This window comes from Kitasatospora sp. NPDC040550 (assembly GCF_055594965.1).
Genome location: NZ_JBVIWC010000010.1, coordinates 217,354 through 234,792 on the forward strand (window position 1 = coordinate 217,354; position 17,439 = coordinate 234,792).

Annotated in this window: 15 protein-coding genes; 8 read left to right on the forward strand and 7 right to left on the reverse strand. The window is 75.8% G+C overall.

Annotated elements, in window-relative coordinates; genetic code table 11:
- The first annotated feature begins 120 nt into the window (after positions 1-120).
- Positions 121-1,395: a PP2C family protein-serine/threonine phosphatase gene (locus ACZ58X_RS17535; protein ID WP_470334518.1), complete on the forward strand. Its 1,275-nt coding sequence runs from the start codon at positions 121-123 to the stop codon at positions 1,393-1,395.
- A 73-nt stretch (positions 1,396-1,468) separates the two neighbouring features.
- Here ACZ58X_RS17535 and ACZ58X_RS17540 read toward each other — a convergent pair whose 3' ends face one another.
- Together ACZ58X_RS17540 and ACZ58X_RS17545 are read right to left on the reverse strand one after the other, a co-directional pair.
- Positions 1,469-2,722, reverse strand: a complete 1,254-nt coding sequence (locus ACZ58X_RS17540; protein WP_470334519.1) for a threonine/serine exporter family protein — start codon at positions 2,720-2,722, stop codon at positions 1,469-1,471.
- 121 nt (positions 2,723-2,843) lie between these two features.
- Positions 2,844-3,536, reverse strand: a complete 693-nt coding sequence (locus tag ACZ58X_RS17545) for a Tat pathway signal sequence domain protein (protein ID WP_470334520.1) — start codon at positions 3,534-3,536, stop codon at positions 2,844-2,846.
- 322 nt (positions 3,537-3,858) lie between these two features.
- Here ACZ58X_RS17545 and ACZ58X_RS17550 point away from each other — a divergent pair, with 322 nt between their 5' ends.
- Complete coding sequence (locus ACZ58X_RS17550; RefSeq protein WP_470334521.1) at positions 3,859-5,436, forward strand: alpha/beta hydrolase; 1,578 nt, start codon at positions 3,859-3,861, stop codon at positions 5,434-5,436.
- 70 nt (positions 5,437-5,506) lie between these two features.
- Here ACZ58X_RS17550 and ACZ58X_RS17555 read toward each other — a convergent pair whose 3' ends face one another.
- Both ACZ58X_RS17555 and ACZ58X_RS17560 read right to left on the reverse strand, forming a co-directional pair.
- Positions 5,507-6,151 (reverse strand): DedA family protein, encoded by a 645-nt coding sequence (locus tag ACZ58X_RS17555; protein ID WP_470334522.1) that lies wholly within the window; start codon positions 6,149-6,151, stop codon positions 5,507-5,509.
- Between the two features lie 573 nt (positions 6,152-6,724).
- Entirely contained in the window at positions 6,725-7,279 is a 555-nt protein-coding gene (locus tag ACZ58X_RS17560; RefSeq protein ID WP_470334523.1) for a hypothetical protein, read from the reverse strand.
- 251 nt (positions 7,280-7,530) lie between these two features.
- On the opposite strand from ACZ58X_RS17560, the gene ACZ58X_RS17565 reads away from it, so the two are divergent.
- Together ACZ58X_RS17565 and ACZ58X_RS17570 are read left to right on the forward strand one after the other, a co-directional pair.
- A complete protein-coding gene (locus tag ACZ58X_RS17565; protein WP_470334524.1) occupies positions 7,531-8,523 on the forward strand; it encodes a hypothetical protein in 993 nt (330 codons plus the stop codon).
- 97 nt (positions 8,524-8,620) lie between these two features.
- Positions 8,621-9,661, forward strand: a complete 1,041-nt coding sequence (locus tag ACZ58X_RS17570) for a LysR family transcriptional regulator (protein WP_470334525.1) — start codon at positions 8,621-8,623, stop codon at positions 9,659-9,661.
- On the opposite strand, the gene ACZ58X_RS17575 is transcribed toward ACZ58X_RS17570, so the two are convergent.
- Both ACZ58X_RS17575 and ACZ58X_RS17580 read right to left on the reverse strand, forming a co-directional pair.
- Positions 9,647-10,435 carry a DsbA family protein gene (locus ACZ58X_RS17575; protein ID WP_470334526.1) on the reverse strand — a complete coding sequence of 263 codons (789 nt, stop codon included), beginning with the start codon at positions 10,433-10,435 and terminating at the stop codon, positions 9,647-9,649. The two genes, ACZ58X_RS17570 and ACZ58X_RS17575, sit on opposite strands and share 15 nt — an antisense overlap.
- A gap of 55 nt (positions 10,436-10,490) precedes the next feature.
- Positions 10,491-10,988 carry a MauE/DoxX family redox-associated membrane protein gene (locus tag ACZ58X_RS17580; protein WP_470334527.1) on the reverse strand — a complete coding sequence of 166 codons (498 nt, stop codon included), beginning with the start codon at positions 10,986-10,988 and terminating at the stop codon, positions 10,491-10,493.
- A 403-nt stretch (positions 10,989-11,391) separates the two neighbouring features.
- Between ACZ58X_RS17580 and ACZ58X_RS17585 the strand changes: the two genes are divergently transcribed.
- From ACZ58X_RS17585 to ACZ58X_RS17595, 3 genes are read left to right on the forward strand one after another with little or no spacing between them, the layout of a single operon-like run.
- Positions 11,392-12,657, forward strand: a complete 1,266-nt coding sequence (locus ACZ58X_RS17585) for an MFS transporter (RefSeq protein WP_470334556.1) — start codon at positions 11,392-11,394, stop codon at positions 12,655-12,657.
- A gap of 24 nt (positions 12,658-12,681) precedes the next feature.
- Positions 12,682-13,359, forward strand: a complete 678-nt coding sequence (locus tag ACZ58X_RS17590) for a response regulator transcription factor (RefSeq protein WP_470334528.1) — start codon at positions 12,682-12,684, stop codon at positions 13,357-13,359.
- On the forward strand, positions 13,356-14,735 hold the full coding sequence (locus ACZ58X_RS17595) for a sensor histidine kinase (protein ID WP_470334529.1): 1,380 nt from the start codon (positions 13,356-13,358) through the stop codon (positions 14,733-14,735). The genes ACZ58X_RS17590 and ACZ58X_RS17595 overlap by 4 nt, the downstream gene beginning before the upstream one ends.
- A gap of 21 nt (positions 14,736-14,756) precedes the next feature.
- Here the strand turns inward: ACZ58X_RS17595 and ACZ58X_RS17600 are convergent, their stop codons facing one another.
- Positions 14,757-15,128 carry a fic family toxin-antitoxin system, toxin component gene (locus ACZ58X_RS17600; protein ID WP_470334530.1) on the reverse strand — a complete coding sequence of 124 codons (372 nt, stop codon included), beginning with the start codon at positions 15,126-15,128 and terminating at the stop codon, positions 14,757-14,759.
- Positions 15,129-15,837: 709 nt separating this feature from the next.
- Here ACZ58X_RS17600 and ACZ58X_RS17605 point away from each other — a divergent pair.
- Positions 15,838-17,424: a glycine-rich domain-containing protein gene (locus ACZ58X_RS17605; protein WP_470334531.1), complete on the forward strand. Its 1,587-nt coding sequence runs from the start codon at positions 15,838-15,840 to the stop codon at positions 17,422-17,424.
- The last annotated feature ends 15 nt before the right edge of the window (positions 17,425-17,439 follow it).

The window sequence follows — 17,439 nt, forward strand, 5'->3', positions numbered from 1 at the left end:
CCCCCCCCCCCCCCCCCCCCCCCCCCCCCCCCCCCCCCCCCCCCCCCCTCCCCCCTCCACTCCCCCCCCCCCCCCCCCCCCCCCCCCCGACACCGGAGGAGAGCGGAGGGGCCGTTGCTGGTGCGTGCCGCGAAGGCGTCCGGGCCCGCGCAGTCGCCGTCCGACCCGGGGCCCCAGCTGCCGGTGCTGGTCCGGTACGGGCACCGGTCCTGGCTGATCCCCGCCGTGCTGCTGGCGGCGGTGGTGGCCGTGGACGCCCTCACCCCCCGCTCCTTCGAGTCGCTCAGCTGGCTGGCCCTGGTCCCGGTGGTCGCCGCGGGGCTGTGCGGCCCGGCGGTCACGGTGGCCTTCGCCGGTCTCGCGGTCGTCGCCTATCCCGGGCTGAACGGCCTCTGGGGCAAGTCCCACGGGATCGAGGACTTCCTGCTGGTGATCGCCGGCTGCGTCCTCGCGTATCCGCTCAGCGTCTTCCGGGCCCGGGCCGCCGCCTACGTCCGCCATCTGCAGGGCACCGCCGAGACCACCCGGCAGGTGGTGCTGCGCCCGGTGCCGCCGGGCTGGGGCGGGGTGGACGCGGAGGCCCGCTACCTGGCCGCCGATGTCGAGGCCCGGGTGGGCGGCGACTTCTACGACGTGGTGGCCACCCCGTACGGCGCCCGGGTCGTCCTCGGCGACGTCCAGGGGAAGGGCCTGCCGGCGGTCGCCACGGCGGCGGCCCTGGTCGGCTGCTTCCGGGAGGCGGCCTTCCGGGAGGAGGGCCTGGCGACGGTCGCCTCCTGGCTGGAGGAGCGGGTGCACCGGCAGAACCGGCTCTCCGCCCGGCTGGGCGAGGAGGACGAGCGGTTCGCCACGGCGGTGGTCGTCTGGTTCCCCGACGACGCCCCCGGGGAGATCCAGGTGGTCAACTTCGGCCACGACTGCCCGTACGTCCTGGGCCCGGGCGGCGTGCGGCAGCTGCCGCCGGGCGGCGGCGTCCCGCTGGGCCTCGCCCCGCTGGCCGGCCGGCTCCCGGAGGTGCAGCGCCTCCGGTTGGACGTGGACGAGACCGTGCTGATCGTCACGGACGGGGTGACCGAGGCCCGGGACCGCCAGGGCGACTTCTTCGACCTGCGCGCCCACCTGGAGGGCCTGGCCGGCCTGCCCGGGGCCGGGGAGCCGGAGCGCCTGGTGGGGGCCGTCGTCGGGGCCGTCCTCCGGCACACCGGCGGGCGCCTGACGGACGACACCGCGCTGCTCGCGGTCCGCAACGGCATGGGCGGCGGCAGAGGCCGCGGCAACGGCACCGGAAGCAGCAGCGGCGGCAGCGGCAACGGCACCGGAAGCAGCAGCGGCGGCAGCGGCAACGGCATCGGAAACGGCAGCAGCGGCAACGGAAACGGCGCGGCCGCCGGCTGAGCCGGGGACCGCGCCGGTCGGGTGGTCGCGGAGAACGGTGCTCGTGGAGAACGGTGCTCGCGCGTGCGGGTGGTCAGGCCCGCAGCTGGGCCACGGCGAGCGAGGGGCGCGGGATCCGGCTGATCACCGAGCCGATCAGGGTGCCGATCGACACCCCGAACACCGCGGACACGGCGGCCAGCACCGACTGGGCGCCGTTGCCGACCTCGATCTGCGCGGTGTTCAGCAGGCCGAAGGAGCCGGGCACCACGATCCAGAACGCGGGCAGGTAGAGCACCTGCCAGAGCGGTCCGCCGGGCAGCCAGTGCACCACGGTGGCCGCGACCGCGGCGCTGACGGCGCCCGCCAGCCCGCCGATCGCCGCGCCGTGGACCGACCCGACCACCACCTGCACGGTGACGCTGACCGCGATCACCGCGACGATCCACGGGATCGCCGCCGGCGGGGTGTTCACGTTGACCACGACGCCGGCCACGGCGATCGCCAGCCCCACCGCGATCACCCACCAACTCGGCCTGGCCACCTGGATGTTGGCCAGCTCACTGGCCGGTACGCCGAGCGCGGTGGTGGCCGCCGCCACCCCGGCGAGGAACAGCGCCAGCTGCACCGCGCCGGACACCAGCCGGGCCGTCCCGGCGCTGGCGGCGCCCGCCGCGACCTCCGACAGTCCGGTGACCAGCAGCCCGCCGGGCAGCAGGATCGCCAGGGTGGCCACGATCGTGCGCAGCGGGCCCTCCAGCAGGCCGGCCCGGGTGAGCGACAGGACGAGCAGGGCCACCAGGAACCCGGCGGTGACCGGCAGCAGCGGGCGCAGCCTGGGCAGCCGGCGGGCCAGGACGGTCAGGCCCGCCACGACCAGCGAGCCGGCCCCGGCGGCCAGCACGTTCGCCGTCACGGGCTGGAGGAACAGGCAGACGCCCACCCCGACCGGCAGTGCCCCCAGGTCCGCCACCCAGGCGGGCCAGCGGGCGGGGGCGAGCCGGATGGCGTCCAGCTCGGCCAGGGCCCGGGGGCCGTCCAGCTCGCCGGCGCGCAGCCGGTGCACCAGGTGCAGGACGTCCGCCGTCTGCTCGAACCGCAGCGCGGCGCCGACCGGCCGGAAGCTGGTGGCCTCCACCGCGTCGAGGGCGACGAACAGGCCGTTGGTGAGCGCGGCGACCCGCACCTCGGGAGCCCCCAGTGCCCGTCCGAGCCCGCGGAGTTCCTCCTCGACCTCATGGACGGGAAGGCCCCCGCCCAGCAGGGCGTCGCCCAGGTCGAGCAGCAGGCGGCGGAGCGGGTCGGCGGGGGCCTCGTTGCCCCGGACCGGCGGAGACTTGCTAGACATGGCAGGTATCGTCCCATCCCGCCCGCTTGGGTCCGAATCTGCCCTGGCCTGATCGTTTCGTGCTGCTGCTGCTGCCGCCGCCGTTGAACCGCCTCCGGTGCGGCGGGCCGCGGCCCGGCGGTCAGTTCACGTAGACGGCGGGGGCGCCGGACTGGCTGGTGTCGGTGACCGGGCCGTAGCTCGCCGAGAAGTAGCCGTCGCCGGGGCAGAGCCCGGAGCCGCCGCTCTTGGCGAAGTGCTCGTTGGTGAAGGTCAGGCTCTGGCCGCCGTTGTCGGCGGCGCCGGTGAAGGCTCCGCTGAGCCGATAGGTGCAGGTGATGGTGCCGAACCAGCTGTTCAGGACGGCGGTGGCCTGGATCTGCCCGGCGCTGCCGCCGGTCAGGGTGACGGGCAGGCCGGCGCCGTCGTCGATCGAGAGGCCGTACGGGAGGGTGTCGACGGTCAGGCTCCGCACCGAGGTGACGCCGGTGACGTTGGCGGTGCAGGAGCCGAAGGTGAGGCCGGTCAGGGACTCGGTGGCGGTGCCGGGGGCGGCCGGGTTGGTCAACACGGTGGCGGACAGCCGGGAGGTCGCGCAGGTGACGCCGGTGGTGCTGGTGGCGGTGGAGTAGAAGGTGGCGGAGCCGCCGGCGAGCGGTGCGGCGAGGGCGTCGCCCGCCGCGACGGCGGCGCCGCCCGTGCTGCCGGTGGTGAGCACGGGGCCGGCGTCGTCGGCCGGGGCTGCGGTGGCGGTGGCGGGGGCCGTCGCGACCAGGGCGAGCCCGGCGAGCAGGGCGAGGGCCAGGGGTGCGGTGCGGTGGGGGAGTGCGCGCATGGGAAAGCCTCTTCCTCGGTGAGGGGCGAGAAGGCGAACTTCCGCTGCTCCCGACGGGCTCCCGAGAGCCGGGGGAGCTGAGAGCCGGGGAGCTGAGAGCGGGGAGCTGACTCCGTTGTAGGACCGTGTCGGTGGGCCGTCAAGGCGCGGCGGCGAACCTGCTGACTTTTCGTCAACAACGATCGGGCGACGCGGTTCGGCGAGCGGACCGCGCGTGGAGAGCGCGGTGTCAGTGCCCTGACAGTGTCCTGGCAGCGCCCTGGCAGTGCGGAACGGAAGACTCCGTGACGCCCGCTCAGCCGACCGACCGAGAGAGCCGCCCGTGCCCCGACCCCGCACCGCCGCCACCCTCCGCGCCGCCGCCGCCACGGCCGCCGGCCTGCTGCTGGCCGCGCTCACCCCGGCCGCCGCCTCGGCCGCCGCGCCCGCCCCACCGGTGCCGGTCCTGACCTGGGCCGAGCCCTGCGCCCCCGGCTTCCAGTGCGACACCGCCCAGGTGCCGCTGGACCACCGCGACCCACACGGCCGCTCCATCGACCTGGCGCTCATCCGCCACCCCGCCGACGACCCGGCGCACCGGATCGGCACCCTGTTCTACAACCCGGGCGGCCCGGCGATCCCCGGCACCCTGGCGCTGCCCTCCACCACCCCGCTGTTCCCCGAGGAGGTCCGCCGGCGCTTCGACATCGTCAGCTTCGACCCGCGCGGCGTCGGCGCCTCCACCACCCTGCGGTGCTTCCCCGACCCGGCCGGCGAACAGGCCCTGCTCGGCGGACTCCCCGCCGGCTACCCGATCGGCGCCGAACAGCAGTCGCGCTGGGCCGACACCTACGCGCAACTGGGCCGCCGCTGCGCCGAGAACGACCGCACCGGCCTGCTCGCCCACCTGTCCACCGCGGACGTCGCCCGCGACCTCGACCTGCTGCGCCAGGCCGTCGGCGACCGCAGGCTCAGCTACCTCGGCACCTCCTACGGGACGTACCTCGGCGCCACCTACGCCAACCTCTTCCCCGGCCGGGTGCGCGCCATGGTCCTGGACAGCGCCGTCGACCCGGTGGCCTGGTCCACCGGCCGCACCCCCCAGGACCGGGCACTGCCGCCGTTCCTGCGCACCGGCAGCGATCTCGGCTCGGCCCGCACCCTGGACGACTTCCTCGACCGCTGCGGCGCCGCCACCCCGGCCGACTGCGCCTTCTCCGCGGGCAGCCCGGAGGCGACCAGGGCCAAGTACGCCGCGCTCACGGAGCGCCTGGCGCGCGGACCGGTCACCGTCGGCACCGGCGCGCAGGCCGTCACCTACGACGAGGCGAGCGCCGTCTCGACCGTCGCACTGCTGCTGTACTCGGCCCAGCCGCTGCCGCAGCTCGGCAGCCCCGGCTGGGCCGCCCTGGGCGGGAAGCTGCAAAGCCTGTGGACCGCCGCCGACACCCCGGCGGCACCCCTGCCGACCGGGGCGCAGCCCGGCCAGACGCAGGTCCTCGGCGTGCTGTGCGCCGACACCGTCAACCCGCCCGCCGGCACCGACTACCCGGCGCTCGCCGACCTCGCCCGGGAGCGCTCCGGCGCCCTCGGCCCGTACTGGGTCTGGCAGACCCAGCGCTGCGCCGACTGGCCTGCCGAGGCCGCCCGGGACCGCTACACCGGGCCCTGGGACCGCTACACCGCCGCGCCCGTGCTGGTCGTCGCCAACACCGGCGACCCGGCCTGGCCGTACCAGGGCTCCCGCGCGCTGGCCGACACCCTGGCCCGCGGCCGGCTGCTGACCGTCGACGGCCCGGGCCACAGCGTGCTCGGCAATCCGAGCGGCTGCGCCGCCGGCTACGAGGCGCGCTACCTGCTGGACGGCGGCCTGCCGCCGCGCGGCCGGGTCTGCGTGCCGGACGGGCCGCCGTTCCGGTAGCGGTCGGTGACCGGCGGGCGGGCCTGCCGGATCGGTGACGGCCCGGCGCCGCGCCCCGCCCCGGCCCGGCTCACTGCTCCCGCCCGCCGCCGTCCTGGTCCGACGGCTCCCGGCCCCGCGCGTGGTGGCGCCGCAGGAACCAGACCAGCAGGGCGACGGCGACGAGCCCGGCGATCGTGATGGCGGCGACCCGGCCGACGGTGCCCTCCACCCTGGTGTAGGCGGCTCCGGCGAAGTAGCCCAGGAGGGTGAAGCCGAAGGCCCAGGTCAGCCCGCCGAGGGCGTTGTAGAACAGGAACCGGCGGTACGGCATCCGGGACATCCCGGCCAGCGAGGGCACCAGCGGGCGGAAGAAGGCGATGAAGCGGCCGACGAACACGGCGGCCGGCCCGCGCCGGCGGATCAGGTCCTGCGCCGTCTCGACCCGCTTCGCGTGCCGCCGCAGCGGGCGGGTGCGCAGGATCGTCGGGCCGAGGTGGCGGCCGATCTCGTAGCCGGCGGAGTCTCCGAGGACGGCCGCGCAGACCACCACCAGGATCATCCAGCCGAGCGAGACGCTGCCCTGGTGGGCGATGAAGCCGCCGAGGACGGCGGCCGACTCACCCGGGATGAAGAAGCTGAAGAACAGCGCGTCCTCGGTGAAGACCATGGCGCCGACGACCGCGTACACGACCGGGCCGGACAGTCCGCGCAGCCAGTCGGTGATCGCGTGCATCCGCCGCACCTCGCCGGTGATCGGTCCCCTTTCTGCCCCAATGTAACGCTTGTCCGGTGTGCTGCTTGCCGGTGCAGTGCTCCACGGCCGCCGGCCCGCGCGCGCAGGTCCTCCAGGTCGGCTGCCGGCCAGTCCGCCGCAGCCCGGGTGGCCGGCGGTCACCGCAGGTCCCCCGGAAGGTCGGGTCCGGCTCGACCTCCAGCGCGCCGTGGTCACGCTGCTGCTCCCGAGGACACCGACCTGGAGCACTGGGACCTGCGCTGGACCGGCCGGGGAGGGTCAAGGACCACCAGGCCCCGGCCGCCCCCGGCGTCCCGCCGGGGGCGGCTGACCGGCGCCGCCCTCGACGGCGAGGTCCGGATCAACCGGGGCGGCGTCGCGACCGGCTCCGCGATGCCCACCCCGGCGTACCTGGCCGATGCTCACCCGGGCGTACCTGGACGACCTGCGCGCCGCCCACCGCGAGGGTCGGATGCCGATCGTCGACGACCCGTCCCGCTCGGCCCGTGGAACGGACCGCTCCGGGGCTGTGCGGCGCGGGATCCCGCCCGGGCGGAGGGAGCCCGCGCGGCCTCAGGGGCGCTGGTCCGTACCGGGGTTGACGGTGTCCGGGGAGGCGAGGTCCCGGTCCGCCGCGCGGCCGGGCCCCGGCCGGCGGAGCAACTCGCCCCGCTCCAGCCACTCGTAGAGCTCGGCGTAGATGCCGGGGACGAGGAACTCGTGTCCCCGCGCGTAGAGGTCCGGTTCGGCCCCGAGGGCCTTGGCCGGGTCCCGCCGCTCCGTCCCCTTGCACACCGGGCTCCCGGTCCCCTCGCACACCGGGCTCCGCGGCTCGCGGGGGAGCGGCCGGCCGTCCGGGTTCGACGCGCCGAAGCGCCGGCGGACCTCCGGGCGGATCCGCTCCGTCGCGGACCTGGCGCGCCCCGGCGCCGGGTGGCCGCGCAGGGCCGCGTCCGACCGCTGCCGCAGGTCGCGTAGCCCCACCGCCACCAGCGCCAGGACGGAAGCGGTCGACAGCCACCACCACCAGGGGGAGTGGCGGACCGCGGCCACGCCGCAGCAGAACACCGTCAGGGCGGCGAAGAGCGGGACGGAGCGGCGGGACAGGGCCTTGACCGGTGCGAGCACGGAGTAGTCATCCCTTCGAACGGGCGCTTCGGGGTGGGGAATTCGGAACGGACGTCCGATCCCACGGTGTCGACGAAGGGCCTTCCCCGCCAAGGGGTCGGGTGGTGATGGGTGCATCAACGGAGCGGAGGGCGGCCAGGGTGAGTCAGAAACCCGGCCTATGACCCCATAGGAAAGGGGGTACTACCCGGATCTGGTCGGTGCACAGAGGATTCCCGGTGTATTGATCATCAATGGGACGAGGGAATCACGTGCAACTGAGCAGAATGGCCGCTGCCACCGCCGTCGCCGCAGGGGCCGCCGGGCTCGTCGCGGCGGCGGTGCTTCCGACCGCGGCGGCGGCGAATCCGACGGCGGCGAATCCGGTGGCAGCGACGGCGCCCGGGACGTCGGCGACCGCGACGGAGGCCTCCCTGGACCTGCGCGGACTGCCCCGCGACTTCGAACCCGGGGCCGACTGGCAGGAGTTCACCGTCGTTCTCCACCGCGCGGAGACGGACGGGCAGTTCAACCGGGTGTTCTTCGAGGTCCACGACACCCAGTCCGTCGGGATCAGGTCCGACCAGATCGAGGTCCAGTACTTCCTCGACGGCCGGTGGCAGTCGACCGCGTCGAAGAACGATCCGATGGACAGTTGGCAGGACTTCCCGCTCCCGGAGGACGAAGGGCTCATTCCGCCCGGTGTCACGGAGATTCCGGTCCGGTTGAAGTTCGGGCCGGACAACCCGTTCACCGACCGGGTCGACATCGGCGTCATCGGTTACCTCGGCAAGGACGACATCGTGGAGATCCAGCCCCTGAAGGTCATCCGGCTCGTCCCCGGAAAACCGACCCCGACGGCGACGCCGACCACCACCCCGACGTCGACACCCACATCCACGCCCACGCCCACGCCCACCTCGACACCCACGTCCACGCCGACGTCGACGACCACCCCGACGGCTACCCCGACGACCACCCCGAGCGGGACGCCCACGGACCCCGGTGGCCCGGGGGGATCACCCGGCCCCGGCCCGTCCGGCGGCCCGAGCCCGTCCGCCTCGGCGGCCCCGCCCGCACCGGGCGCAGGCACCGGCGGCGAGCGCTCCCCCGGGCCGGCAGCCCCCGCGCCCGGGGGTGAACTGGCCCGCACAGGAACGGACTTGGTCGGCACCGCGCTGCCGGTCGGCCTCGTCGCGATCGCTGCGGGTGCCGCCCTCGCCCTCGCCGCCCGGGCGGCCCGTGCTCGCCGCCGACGGCGCTGAACCCCACCACGACCAGAACCCCCCGGGGCGGGACGGCAGTTCGCCGTCCCGCCCCGTTCCGTCCGGCTCGATCCGCCCCGACGTCTGTGAACCCACCATGCCGCTTTCCCCCCGAGTGCCCGACCTCCCCAGCCTGGAGCTGCTGCTCGCCGTCGCCCGGCTCGGCAGTCTCGGCCGGGCCGCCCGGGAGGTCGGCATCAGCCAGCCGGCCGCCTCCGCCCGGATGCGGGTGATGGAGACCAGGATCGGGGTCGGCCTCCTCGAACGCTCCCCGAACGGTTCCCGCCTGACGCCGGCCGGGGTGCTGGTCACCGGCTGGGCCGGCCGGGTGCTGGAGGCCGCCGGGGCGATGGACGCGGGGATCGAGGCGCTGCGCGGCGAGCGCGACGACCGGTTGCGGGTCGCCGCGAGCCTGACGGTGGCCGAGCACCTGTTGCCCGGCTGGCTGGTCGCCCTCCGGGCGGACCGGCCGGACACCGTGGTCTCGTTGAGCGCCGACAACTCCGGTCTGGTGGCCGAGAAGGTGCTGCGCGGCGAGGTCGACCTCGGGTTCGTCGAGAGCGCCACTGTCCCGGCCGGGCTGGACACCGCGGTGGTGGCCCGGGACGAGCTGGTGGTGGTGACCGCCCCGCAGCACGCCTGGGCGCGCCGCAGCCGGGTCGCCCCCGAGGAGTTGGCGGCCGCCCGGCTGGTCCTGCGGGAGGCGGGGTCGGGCGCCCGGCAGGTGCTGACGGCCGTGCTGGCGCCGCACGGCGGGCTGGCCGGCCCGCTGCTGGAACTGCCCTCCTCGACGGCGGTGAAGGCCGCCGCGGTCGTCGGGGCCGGACCGGCCGTGCTCAGCCGGCTGGCGGTCGAGGAGGACCTGCGGGCGCGGCGGCTGGTGGCCGTCCAGGTGACCGGGGTGGACCTGAGCCGGTCCCTGCGGGCGGTCTGGCCCAGCGGCCGGCGTCCGCAGGGACCGGCCCGCGACCTGCTGTCGATGGCCCGCCGCGCGGTCCGCCGGGGTCCGGGCCGTACCGCCTCAGGTCCGACGTACGGCTCCGGCTCCGGCTCCAGTCCGGTGTACGGCCCCGGCTCCAGTACGGCGCACGGCTCCGGCGCAGGTCCGGCGTCCGGTCCCGGCTCAGCCCGCCGGTGACTCGGCCGCCTCGTTCACCAGCCGGAGCAGGCGCTCCTCGGTGAGCGGCTGCTCCGGATCGCCGAGCAGGTCCTCGCCGTCGAGGAACAGGGCCGGGGTGCCCCGGATCGCGTCCTGCCGCTCGAAGTTCCGCTGGACCTTGCGCACCCAGGTGTCGTGGGTGCCGTTGCTGACCGCCTCGGTGAACTCGGTGGTCTTCAAGCCCTTCACCTCCTCGGCCAGGCCGAGCAGGTAGTCCTTGGAGCCGAAGCGGTCGTCGTGCTCGTCCTCGGGCTGGTTCGCGAACAGCAGGTCGTGGTACTCGCGGAACCGGCCCGCGTCGTGGGCGGCGACCGCGGCGTTGGCGGCGTACGCGGACCCATGGCCCCGGACGATGCCGTCCACCAGGGAGAGGACGTGGTACTCGACCCGTAGCTTCCCGCCGTCGACCAGCGAGTTGACCGCCCGGTGGATCACCTGCTCGGCCTGCGCGCAGCCGGGGCAGCGGAAGTCCTCGTAGACCGTCAGTGTGGCCGGGGCGTCGGGGCGGCCCAGGCTGACGGTCAGCGCGTCGCCGCCGGCTCGCGGCGGGACCACCGGCCGGGGGTCGTGGGACCGTTCGTACTGGACCGCTACGCCCGCCGCGACGACCGTCGCCACCGTCAGGACGGCTGCTCCCAGGGCGATCCGCCGCCGGCGCCGCAGCACCGCGGCGCGGCGGCGTTCGGCGAGCAGCCGGTCCCGGGCCGGGCGCGGGGACCGGACGGTGCGGGCGGGGTGTCGGTTGTCGACCATGGGTCTCCTCGTCGATGTGGGGGAGGGCGGTGCCGCGGAGGCGGGGCGGAACCGGTCAACCCGGCTGCCGCAGCAGGCCGTCGGCGGCGAAGCGGGTGCGCCGGCACCCGGTCAGCAGCACGGCGAGCACCAGGAGCGCGAGGTCCCGGGCGAGCTCCACCAGGTAGTGCCCGGCACCGCCCGTGCTCTCCCCGCCACCGCCGAAGCAGCCGCAGTCGATCGACAGGCCACGGGCCCAGGACTGGGCGATCGCACCGAGGAACACCGCGAGCAGCACGGCGGAACCGAAGGCCGCGCCCCTGGTGCAGAGGCCCAGCAGCAGCAGCGCCCCGAGCATCAGCTCCAGCACCGGGAGCCCGCCGGCGACGGCCTCCACCAGGGACTCCGGCAGCACCTGGTAGGCGCGCACGGCCCCGGCGGAACCGAGCGGTTCGCCGATCTTCGCCCAGGCCGCCCACAGCCAGACCAGCGCCAGCACGACGCGGGCCGCCGTACCGCCCCAGGGCGGGAGCGGGCGGTGGTGCCGGACGGTCCTTCGGAGGTGGTCTCGCATGATGGGCTCCCGACCGGGGACTCGATTCCTTCCCCGCCATCGAACCGAGCCGGCCGCCCCGACCGCCAGATCCCCTGCGGTTATCGCCCCATAACCGCGCGCCGGGGTCGGTGCCGGGTCGGCGGGTGAGCTGCGGCGCAGGCTTCCTTAGCGGAACGTAAGTTCTGGGCGGTGCGCCTTGCCGCCGCGCCGCGACCGGCCGCACGCTCGGGGACACCCACCCGCCGCACCAGCCCCCCGCTCCGGAGCCGCCATGTCCCCGTCGCCGTCCTCCTCCTCGCCGTCGCCGTCGCCTTCGCCTTCGCGGGAGTCGTCCGCAGCCGCCGCCGGACCGCCGCCGCCACCGTCCCGGAGCGCCACCGCCCGGCGGCGGCGCGCCCTGATCGGCGGGTCGCTGGGAAACCTGGTGGAGTGGTACGACTGGTTCGTCTACGCCAGCTTCGCCGTCTACTTCGCCGACGACTTCTTCCCCGGCAGCGACTCCACCGCCAAGCTGATGAACACCGCCGGGATCTTCGCGGTCGGCTTCCTGATGCGCCCCGTCGGCGGCTGGCTGCTCGGCCGGGCCGCCGACCGGCACGGCCGCAAGAGCGCGCTCACCCTGACCGTCGCCATGATGTCCGCGGCCGCCGTGCTGATCGCCGTCGCCCCGACCTACGCCCGGGCCGGCTACCTCGGCGCCGTCGTGCTGCTGCTCGCCCGGCTGCTCCAGGGCATGAGCATCGGCGGCGAGTACGCGGCCAGCGCCACCTACCTCACCGAGGCCTCCGCACCGAACCGGCGCGGCCTCGGCTCCTCCTTCCAGTACGTCTCGATGACCTGCGGCCAACTCCTCGGCCTGGGCATCCTGATCGTCCTGCAGCACACCCTGAACAGTGCCCAACTGCACTCCTGGGGCTGGCGGTTGCCGTTCCTGCTCGGCGCCGTGCTGGCCGTCGTGGTGCTCTGGCTGCGCCGCCGGCTGCCGGAGACCGAGGCCTTCGCCGCCGAGTCCGCCGGCCGGGAGCGGGCCGACGCCCGCGGCACCCTGCGCAGCCTGTGGGAGCACCGGCGCCAGGCCGCCCTGGTGATGGCCCTGACCCTCGGCGGCACCGTCGCCTACTACACGTACACCACCTACCTGACCAAGTACCTGATCGGCAGCGCCGGGCTCGCCAAGAACACCGCCACCCTGGTCAGCTTCACCGCGCTCGCCGTGTTCGCCGCCGTCCAGCCGCTGGCCGGACTGCTCTCCGACCGGATCGGCCGCCGCCCGCTGCTGATCACCTTCGCGCTCGGCTGCACCGTCGGCACCTACCCGCTGATGACCGCCCTCGGCTCGGCCTCCGGCTACTGGTCCGCGCTCGGCCTCTCGCTCGTCGCGCTGCTCGTCGTCACCGGCTACACCTCGATCAACGCGGCCGTGAAGGCCGAACTCTTCCCCACCCGGATCCGCGCCCTCGGCGTCGCGCTCCCGTACGCCCTCGCCAACGCGCTGTTCGGCGGCACCGCCGAGTACATCGCGCTCTGGTTCAAGAACAGCGGCCACGAGTCCGGCTTCTTCTGGTACGTCTCCGGCTGCGCGCTGGTCTCCCTGGTCGTCTACGTGCTGATGCCCGACACCCGGCACGCCGTGATCGACCCCGCGGAGACCCCGGCGCCGGCTGCCGCGGCGCAGCCCGTACCGTAGTCACCTCACCGCCGGGGAGGGTTCGTGCACATGCTGCTGGTCGAGGACGACGACCGGATGGCCCAGGCCCTCGCCACCGCGCTCGCCCGGCGCGGCCACACCGTGCGCCGGGTGGTCCGCGCCGCCGAGGCGCTGCGGCACGCCCGGGCGGCCGAGTTCGTCCTGCTCGACCTCGGCCTGCCCGACCTGGACGGCCTCGACCTGCTGCGCAAGCTGCGTACGGTCTGCGCGGTGCCGCTGATCGTGGTCACCGCGCGCGGCGAGGAGCGGGACGTCCTCCAGGGCCTGCGGGCCGGCGCCGACGACTACGTGGTCAAGCCGTTCCGGATGGCCGAACTCATCGCCCGGATCGACACCGTGCGCCGCCGCACTGGCGCCGCCCCCGCACCGGCCGACGGGCACCGGCAGGTGCGCACCGGGGACGTCACGATCGACCTGGCGGCCCGCACCGTGACCGTCGACGGCGCCGAAGTCCGGCTCACCCGGCGCGAGTTCGACGTGCTCGCGCTGCTCGCCGGGCAACCCGGCGACGTCCGCTCCCGTGAGGAGATCCTCGACCGGATCTGGGGCGACGCCTTCCTCGCCTCCTCCCGCTCGCTGGACGTGCACGTGGCCGGCATCCGGGCCAAGACCGGCCGGGCCGCGCTGGTCCGCACCATCCGCGGCTACGGCTACCAACTCGGCGCCCTGGAAGGCCGGTGAGACGCCGGCTGCTGGCCGTGCTGACCGCGCTCATCGGCACGGCCGTGCTGCTGCTCGCCCTGCCGCTGGCCGACTCCTACGCCCGCAGCCGCACCGAACACCTGCTGCTGCAACGCCGGGCCGACGGCGTCCGCTTCGCCGAGCTCGCCGACCGGATCCGCACCGACGCCGACCGCCGGGAACTCGACGCCGAACTCACCCGCTACGCCCAGCTCTACGGCGCCGCCGTGACCGTGGTCGACACCGCCGGACACACCGTCGGCCGGGCCGGTCCGGCCCCGGTCGGCCCGGCCGCCCGGCAGGCCGAGGAGCGCGCCCTGACCGGCCGCTCCACCGAGGCGCTGCCGACCATCCTCCCCTGGGGACCGGACACCGTGGTGCTGGCCGAACCGGTCGGCCAGGACGAACGGGTCGGCGGCGCCGTCCTGTTGACCGTCCCCACCGACGCGGCGCGGCACGACGTGCTGGTCCGCTGGACGCTGATCGCGGCCGGCGCCGTCACCGCCTTCGGCGCCGCCGCCCTGGTCGCGGCCGCCATCGCCCGCTGGCTGCTGCGGCCCGTCCACGAACTCGACCGCGCGGTCGCCACCATGGCCGACGGCCGCTTCGAACCGCGTGCCGCCGACTCCTGCGCCGCCGACACCGGCCCGCCCGAACTGCGGCGGCTGCGCGAGCACTTCGACGGCATGGCGGCGGCGGTCGGCGAATCGCTGCGCCGCCGACGGGACTTCGTCGCCGACGCCTCGCACCAGCTGCGCAACCCGCTGGCCACCCTGGTGCTGCAACTGGAGAACGCCGAGCCGTATGTCGCACCGGGCCCCGGTCGGCAGGCGCACGCCCTCGCCCTGGACGAGGCGGACCGGCTGGGCGAGCTGCTCGACGGCCTGCTCGCCCTCGCCCGGCTGGAGGCGGCCGCCGCGCCGGTCGAGGAGGAGGACGTCTCCGCGGCCGTGGCCGAGCGGGTGGCGGCCTGGGCTCCGGTGTTCGAGGCGGGCGGCCCGGAGCTGACCGCCGACATCGCTCCCGGGCTGCGTGCCCGCACCCTGCCCGATGCGGCCGGGCGGATCCTGGACGCCCTGCTGGACAATGCCGGCAAGTTCGTCCCGCCCGGTGCCGGGGTGCGGGTGACCGCCCGGCCCGGCCCGGACGGTGGCGCGGTGGTCCGGGTGCGGGACACCGGCCCCGGCGTCCCGCACGCTCAACTCCCGCTGCTGCTGGGGCGCTTCGCCCGCTCACCGGAACACCAGAACCTCCCCGGCACCGGCCTCGGCCTGGCCATCGCGGACGAACTCGCCCGCGCGGGGGGTGGAACGCTCACCGTCGCGCTGACCAGCCCACACGGACTGACCGTCGAGTTCCGGCTGCCCGCGCCCTGAACCTCGCAGCGGTGCGGCGGTTCAGCGGTACCAGGTGCGGATGGCGGCGGCGGCCGCCCGGACGTCCGCGCCCCCGTCGCGGATGCGGGCGGCGAGCTCGGCGGCGGCCTTCGGGCCGACGGTGACGGTGACGCCGGAAGCGCTGAGGTAGGCGGCGGCGACGACCGCGGCGAAGTGCTCGTTGCCGGACTCCAGCGCCGGGACCCGGATCAGCTGGTGCATGAGCGCGGCCGCGCGCTGGTGCGGGCCCTCGTACACGGGGACGTCCATGACCTCGTCGGCGTGCCGGGCGACGGCGGCGGTGAGGGTGCCGTAGTCCGTGATGTCGGGGTCGGTGGGCAGGAAGCGGTGGGCGATGTCGAGCAGCCAGGCCCGGTCGATGCGCAGGATCACGCCGGGTCCAGGGCGGGTCCGCGCCGCCGGCGGGTGTGCTGTTCGGGGGCCTGGTGGAGCCGGCGCCGCTGCCCCGGCCGGACGTTCAACCGCATGGGGTGCAGCGTAGCCAGCCGTAGCGGCCGCTACCAAACGGGCTTGACGGTGCCTCGGTCGCGGCCCCGGGCGCACTGGTGGGCGCCGCCGTGCCCCTGAGTGGTGGGCCCGGGTGACGACGAGGAGCCATATGGCGGACAGGGCCCGAGTGGCCGATTCCGTGGTAGCGGCTGGTGGTCCGGTCGGCGGCGGGGTCCGCGGCACCCGGACCGCTCGGGGGTTCGGGTCGGGGGCCGCCGTTCCAGGGTCTCGTCGATGGGTGCCGGGGCACGCGGGGCTACGCGTTCGGGGTGCGGACCGGGGCCGTGCGGGTGGCGAGCTGTCATCGGGTGCTCGGGCCTGGAGCGCTGGTGGGCGGGCAGCCGCGGAGGACTGCCGTTGCGCACCGAGTGTGTCCGTGTTGACACTTTCCGTGAGTGCGCGGTGTGGATCCGCTGCGCTTCCACCAGAGATGACCTGTATGGGAGGCCGAGGCGACGTGTTGGGACGATGGATTCCGGGGGAAGGCGGAGGCGAGGGGCGGGGGCGCCGTCTGCTGGGCGCGCTCGCTTCGGTGGGCGCCTTGGCGCTGAGTGGTGGCGCGGTTCTGCCACTGCCTGTGGCAGGCGCCGCGGTGGCGACCGGCAGCACAGCTGCGGCCGTGGACGCCGGCGCGTGTTCGGTGGCGAGCGGTACAACGGTCTGCGCCACCCCGGGCTCCTCCACCTACACCGTGCCGCAGGACGCGCTGCAGGTCCGGTTCGCCGTCATCGGTGGGGGCGGCGGTGGGGGCGGAGGGATTGGCGGCGCCGGGGGCGGAGCCGGTGCGGCGATCGTCTGCACCGTCACCGGCCTGGCGCCGGGCACGGTGCTGGCGGTGACCGTGCCCGCCGGCGGCAACGCCGGTGCCCTGGCAGTGGGTTCGCGGGTCCTGAGCCCTGCGGGCGGTGGTCAGGCCGCCTCCGTCACCGCTTCCGGCCTGGCCATCTCAGCCGCCGGTGGCGGAGGAGGCGCCGGCAGCGTCGGCGGGCTCGGCGGGCTCGGCGGTGTTGGCGGGCTCGGTGGCGTCGACGGCGGTGCCGGTGGCGGCAGCGGCGGGGGCGCGGGCGGTACGGCAAACGGCCCTCAGGGGGCGACCGGCGGCCAGCCGGGCACCTCGCCGGCCTGTACGGCCTCCGGCGACGGGCTGACGGCCGTCACGGGTCCGGCCGCCACCAGCTCCGCCGGGCAACCCGGCCCGTTCCGCGGCAGCGGCAGCGGCGGGAGGATCTCTCCCGACGGCCTCGCACCCCAGTGCCCCGGGGCCGGCTTCGGCGGCCGAGGCGGTTCGAACGCCCTGGGCGGCTCGGGGCTCCCCGGATTCAGCCTTGGCGACGGCGCGCCGGGATGCGTCCTGATCACCCCCGTCGTGTCCTGCCTTCCGAGCGGTTCCACCTCCGTCTGCGCCCCCGGCGTCGCCCGGTACACCGTCCCGGCCCAGAGCAGCACCCTGACCGTCACGGCCGTGGGCGCCGCGGGTAGCGGCGGCGGTGGTGGCGGCGGTCAGGACGCCAACGGCATCTATGGCGACGGCAGCAGCGGCCAGGGCGGCACGGGCGGCGGCGCGGCATCAGCCCTCACCTGCACCTTCACCGGGCTCCAGCCGGGCACCGTCCTGGACGTCACGGTGCCCTTCGCCACCTCCGGCGGGGCGGGCGGCACGGCCGCGTCCGCGGGCAGCCCCGGCCGCGGTGGCACCGGCGGCCAAGCCGCGTCCGTCACCGGCTCCGGTGGGATCGCGGTCCTCGCGCCCGGCGGAGGCGGCGGAGCGGGCGGTCACGGCTCCGGCAACCGTCCTGCGGGCGGTTCCGGAACCGACGGCGGCCCGGCCGGCCAGGGCGGCGGGGCGGGTGGATCCGGCGGCTTCGCCAAGGCCACCGGCGGCCAGCAGGGGACCTCCCCGGTCTGCGAGGCCACCGCCACCGGAGTGAAGGCCACCTCCACCGCCTACACCGGCACCGCCGGCGGCGTGGTGACCGAGGAGCAGACCGGCAGCACCGGTGGGACCATCACCCTGCCTCCCGACATCACCGGTGCCTGTCCCGCCGGCACCGCGACAGGCAACGCTGGAAGCGGCGGAAACGGTGGAAGCGGCGGCCGCAGGGCACAACCCCACGGACAGAACGGCGCGAACGGGACCGCCGGCGCGAGCGGCTGCGTCCTCCTGGTCGCCACCCCGTGAACCGGGGCGCTGCCG